General features: G+C 33.2%; 4 protein-coding genes. All 4 read left to right on the top strand.

Going from position 1 to position 3,806, the window contains the following annotated elements; translation table 11 throughout:
* Window positions 1-103: 103 nt before the first annotated feature.
* Window positions 104-1,597, top strand: a complete 1,494-nt coding sequence (locus tag VIL26_07735) for an ABC transporter substrate-binding protein (protein ID HEY8390818.1) — start codon at window positions 104-106, stop codon at window positions 1,595-1,597.
* Window positions 1,598-1,712: 115 nt separating this feature from the next.
* Window positions 1,713-2,690: a sugar ABC transporter permease gene (locus VIL26_07730; protein HEY8390817.1), complete on the top strand. Its 978-nt coding sequence runs from the start codon at window positions 1,713-1,715 to the stop codon at window positions 2,688-2,690.
* A 10-nt stretch (window positions 2,691-2,700) separates the two neighbouring features.
* Window positions 2,701-3,600, top strand: coding sequence for a carbohydrate ABC transporter permease (locus VIL26_07725; GenBank protein HEY8390816.1), 900 nt, complete (start codon window positions 2,701-2,703; stop codon window positions 3,598-3,600).
* A 61-nt stretch (window positions 3,601-3,661) separates the two neighbouring features.
* On the top strand, window positions 3,662-3,806 hold a 145-nt coding region (locus VIL26_07720), incomplete at its 3' end, for a helix-turn-helix domain-containing protein (protein HEY8390815.1).

Genomic DNA, 3,806 nt, shown 5'->3' with positions numbered 1-3,806 from the left:
ATATATTATTGAACTTAATCGTTATAGTTAATTTACTTCTCAATAATTTTATGTTAATCAAAAATAAATGACATAAGTCATTTAAATATATAGGAGGAAGATAATGAAAAAAAGGTTACCCGTTATTTTGCTAGCTTTTGTTATGCTTTTCGCTTTCTCTATTTCAGCCTTTGGTTGCAAGAAGAAAACTGAAAAGCCTAAATTAAAAGTTTGGTCAATGTCTAACGAGGTTGTTGAATTGTTAAAGTATTTTACTCTAGTTAATCCTGACTATGAGTATGATTTTGACATTTCTTTCATCAACAACGATGATGGAAGTTATGAAGCAGCTTTGGATAATGCTTTTGCAAGCAAGAGCGGTCCTGATCTGTTCTTGACTGACGTGGACTACACCAAGAAATATGTTAATAGCGCACATTCAGAGAATTTGTTGCCTTATTATAAGAACGCATTGGATTTGAGTTCTGAAAGCTATACTGATGTTAGAGCAGCTCTTGAAAAAGATATGTATGGTTACACTTTGGATATCGGAACTCAAGGAACAGATAAATTAAAAGCTGTTTCTTATCAAGTTACTCCTGGTGCAATGTTCTATCGTGCTGATATGTTCTTAGCACTTATTGATAAGGGCTTACTTGAAGGTATTGAAAACTTTAATGCATTTAAAGCAAGTAAATTGCCTGAGGGTTCAAAAGCAACTTTAGCTAACTATCCTGACGGTTGGTCAGAAGCTGAAAAGCAAGTATTAGATGAAACTATGCAAGCTTTTATCGGCGATGATATGATTGGTTTCTTAAAAGCAACTCAGGCAGTAGCTGATAGTGCTTATAATACAGGCAAAGAGCATGACAAGAAGATCTTAATGATCAACAACTTGGAAGATATCAAGAGAGTATTTTATGCTACTCGCCAAGCCTTTGTTCAAGGCAATAAAATAGTTATTGACAATGATACAGCTTCATTCCTTGAATATGCTAAAATAATTTATGAAGATACTCATAAAGGTGCTCAATGGGGCAACAGCTGGACAGCAGGTATGAGAGCTAAACTTGAAGACAATGCTCAATATAAGACATTAGCGTTCTTCTTGCCTACATGGGGATTGTTCTATGTTCTCAATAATGATGATACCTCAGGTTTGTGGAGAATGATTGAAGGTCCTCAAGCATATTATTGGGGCGGAACATATGCAATGGTTAGCAGTTATTCATCCAAGAAAGAAGCTGCATTTGAAGTTCTTAACTTCTTGACATCACTTAAATTCATGCAAGCTCGTTCAGCATTCAGCGGCGACGTTATGAACTCCAAAGACTTAAATAAAGCTTTGGCAGGCATGGAAACTTTAGGTAATACTTTCCTTGGCGGACAAAATCACTTTGCTAAATTCAACACTTTGGCTGCTGATGTTAAGGCATCCAATGTAACTGAATATGACAGCACAGTTGATAGAATATTCGCTGACGTTGTTAAGAGATATGCTGCAGGAGAAAAAGACTTAACAGCTGAAAAAGCATGGCAAGAAATTAAAGAAAGACTTGAATCTGATTTGGCAGGTAAGACATTTACAATACCTACGCCTACACCAGTTCAGGCTTAAAACTAAATAACGTAAATATAGCGGAGCCAAAAACTCCGCTATATTTACAAAAAAATTAGTTAAATTTTAAAATATTTTTTGCAAGGTTTTTGTCTTTGCAGGGAAGGTGAGTGAGATGTTTAGTCCATCTAAAGTTAATGATGTGATAAATGATACTTTTGTAAATGATGCTTTTTCAAAGCCTAAAAAGGTAAAAAGCATTAGCTATCGTAAATATGGCTATTTTTTTGTAATGCCATTTATAATATTTTTCTTTTTGTTCTCATTTTATCCTACCGCTTATACTTTTATAATAAGTTTCTTTAATAAACAAGGTAAAGATGCGGATACTATAGGAAAATTTATATTTTTAAAAAACTATAAAGATGTTGTATTAGATAAGTCGTTTTGGAATACAATTTTAGTGACATTGAAAATTTGGGGGTTAAATGTTGTACTTCAATTCGGTTTCGCTCTAGTCTTGGCAGCAATATTTAATGACCAAAGTTTGAAAATAAAGGGCAAAGGTTTATTTAAATTTGCTTATTATCTTCCCAATATAGTTACAGCAGCTACAGTTGGTTTGTTGTTTAGACAAATGCTTCAAACTGAAGGAACTTTGAATTCTATTTTATTAAAAATAGTTAAAAATTGGGAAAGAAAGGATTTCTTACTAGATAAAACAATTACACAGACTACTGTGTCATTGGTGTTGACATGGATTTGGTATGGCAACACAATGATAGTTTTATTGGCTGGCATGGCAGGAATTAATCCAACATTATATGAGGCTGCGCGCATAGACGGAGCTAGCTCTGTAAGACAATTCTTTTCAATAACTTTGCCGTTATTAAAGTCAATATTATTATATGCATTTGTAACAAGTCTTGCTGGCGGATTGCAAATGTATGATGTACCTTTCTTCTTTGTTCCTACAAGTCATACACAAACGGTTGCAATTAAACTTTATCAATGGGGCTTTACAGGCATTAACAATTATGGCCGGTCTGCTGCGGGTTCTATAATAATGTTAATAATTACTATGCTCATAAGCTCTGTTTTGTTCTGGATTATGAATGTTACACCAGAAAAGAAAAAAACATCTAAGGTATAAGGAGTAAGAGATGGAAAATGCAAAAATTTTAACTCCTTTGGAACAGTCATTAGCTGTAAAGCAAAAAGAAAAGGGAACCTCTGTTTTAAAAGTTGTTTTAAAAGTTATTATATATATATTTTTAATAACTTTACTCTTAATTAGCATTCTTCCGTTTTATGTAATGCTTGTTAATGCAACGAGGTCCACTTACGAACTTGAAGCTAATTTCTATTTAACTTTTGGTAATGCTCTGAAAGATAATTTGGATTGGTTGGATCGTCAAAATGTAAGTTTTGTCAACGCGTTTAAAAATAGTACAATTATATCGGCTGGCGCTATAATTTTATCCGTTTATATATCATCTTTAACTGCCTATGCTATAGTTGTATATAATTTTAAATTGAGAAATGTGATATTCATTTTAGTTTTGGTCTTAATAATGGTACCGACGCAATTAAGCGTTCTTGGTTTTTATGCTTTGGTAAAATCACTTGGTTTGTATGATAATGTGTTTGCATTTATTTTACCAGCGGCTGTTGCACCTACTACGGTGTTCTTTATGCGACAGTATATTGTTGCTAACGTGCCATTAGATTTTATTGAATCGGCAAGAATAGACGGTTGCAGAGAGTTTTGGATATTTAATATTATAGTTTTGCCTTTATTGTTACCAGCTATTGCTACTATGGCAATCTTTTCTTTAATATCATCTTGGAATAATTTCTTTATGCCTAAGATTATTTTGGAAAGTAGAGAAAATTGGACATTGCCTGTATTAATGGATAAACTTAAGGGTGATATATATAGAAGAGAAATTGGTCCGCAATATACAGGTATGGCTATTGCAGTATTGCCTCTATTAGTGTTCTATGCTTTATTGTCTAAGTTCATAATAAAGGGAGTTGCATTAGGTGGTTTAAAAGAATAAACTGCTTTACATTGACGGATTATTGTATTATATTAATGAAAAAAATATAATCAGGTAAGTAATGGTTACTCTTAAGGATATTGCCTTAAAATGTGGTGTTTCGGTAGGTGCGGTGAGTAAGGCACTCAACGACAGTCCTGATATAGGTGTCGAAACCAAACAATATATACGAGAAATGGCTAGAAAGCTTGGTTATCGTCCAAATT

It is taken from the genome of Clostridia bacterium, from assembly GCA_036562685.1.
In the GTDB taxonomy this organism is placed as follows: domain Bacteria; phylum Bacillota; class Clostridia; order Christensenellales; family DUVY01; genus DUVY01.
The sequence above is the reverse complement of the archived record's forward strand: the minus strand, read 5'-3'. Positions and strand labels throughout refer to the sequence as shown.

Coding starts and splice junctions, on each gene's coding strand:
- VIL26_07735 (HEY8390818.1), top strand. CDS start 104: ATGAAAAAAAGGTTACCCGTTATTTTGCTAGCTTTTGTTATGCTTTTC.
- VIL26_07730 (HEY8390817.1), top strand. CDS start 1,713: ATGTTTAGTCCATCTAAAGTTAATGATGTGATAAATGATACTTTTGTA.
- VIL26_07725 (HEY8390816.1), top strand. CDS start 2,701: ATGGAAAATGCAAAAATTTTAACTCCTTTGGAACAGTCATTAGCTGTA.